The organism is Synechococcus sp. R55.7 (genome assembly GCF_047461955.1).
Classification (GTDB): Bacteria; Cyanobacteriota; Cyanobacteriia; order Thermostichales; family Thermostichaceae; genus Thermostichus.
Genome location: NZ_JANSIC010000235.1, coordinates 1 through 1,118 on the forward strand (window position 1 = coordinate 1; position 1,118 = coordinate 1,118).

The following is a 1,118-nucleotide window of genomic DNA, read 5'->3' on the forward strand; positions in this document are numbered from 1 at the left end:
AGCCTGGCTCACCACCGCCGCAGGTAAGAGGCCAAGTTGGGGAAATAGAACGCCCCCCAAATCCCCAGCAGGATGACTCCCAAGCCGAACACAACCAGCCAAAGGCGCGGTCGGCTGTGCAGCTTATTGGATCCCACCTGGACGTAGGCCAGATCCACCCAAGCAGTATTGCCGCGGCGGAACCAGCCCACCACTTTGACGCGCCGGCCCACCAGGGCGCGGATCCGCTTCAGGCCGGAAAAGACATTGCCCACCGGCCCCAAAGGGGAAGTAAAGCGCACCGGGATCAGCCCTGTGGCCTCTTGCAGCTTCAGCTCTGCCCCCAGTTGATAGCCGGAGGGGCCCAGTCCCACCAACTCCCCCTCCAGCTCCACCCATTGTCCGCGGCGGGGATCCGCGTCGGGATCCGCCAGCAAGCTGAGCACATCCGTCGGCCTTGCCGGCAGGGATCCCCCGTACATCAACCCCGCTTTGGCCCACAAGCCCACCCCGTAGCCCACCACCGCTGCTGCCGCGATCACCTTGGGATCGAGACGGTTTTGCAGCAGCAGGTAGAGGATCAGCCCCACCAGCCAGCCAATGAGGATCCCGACCACTTCGGCTGCGTAGATGGCCAGATCCAGCCAAAACCGGCTTTGCAGGCGGGCCACATCCAATTTGGACCCGGATCCCAGGCTCAGCTCCGGCAGGAGGCGCAGCCGCTCTCCATATCCCGCCAAGACCTTGAAGCGGTGCCCCGGCAGCGGATGGCTGGAATTGACCTGCATCCAGCGGGCCCAAGGGTTGATTTGATCCCAAAGAAAGACTTGGCCAGCTTGGGAGGGATCCTGGAGGCGGGCGGCAGCACTGGCAGCGGCGATGGTTTTGAAGTCCAAAAAGCTGAACAGGCGGGTGCAGTGCAACAGCGAGGAAGGTCGGCGGTCGTTTTTGTGGGCCTCTTGTAAGCCGGCAGCCGATTTGAGCAGAGCAGCGATCAGCCCGTTCGGGTTGCCGGTTGCCTGTACGGCAAAATGGTCGGCATGGTAGGTGCCCAGGCGGGAGAGGAAAAACAGCGGGTAGGAGAGCACCGTGTAGATGAGGTAGAGCAGCGGGGCCACATGCCCGATGAGATCCCGCCG

General features: G+C 63.3%; 1 pseudogene. It reads right to left on the minus strand.

The features are described 5' to 3' along the window. Nucleotides 1-8: 8 nt before the first annotated feature. Nucleotides 9-1,118, minus strand: a pseudogene (locus NW820_RS10860) (peptidase); the annotation flags it as partial.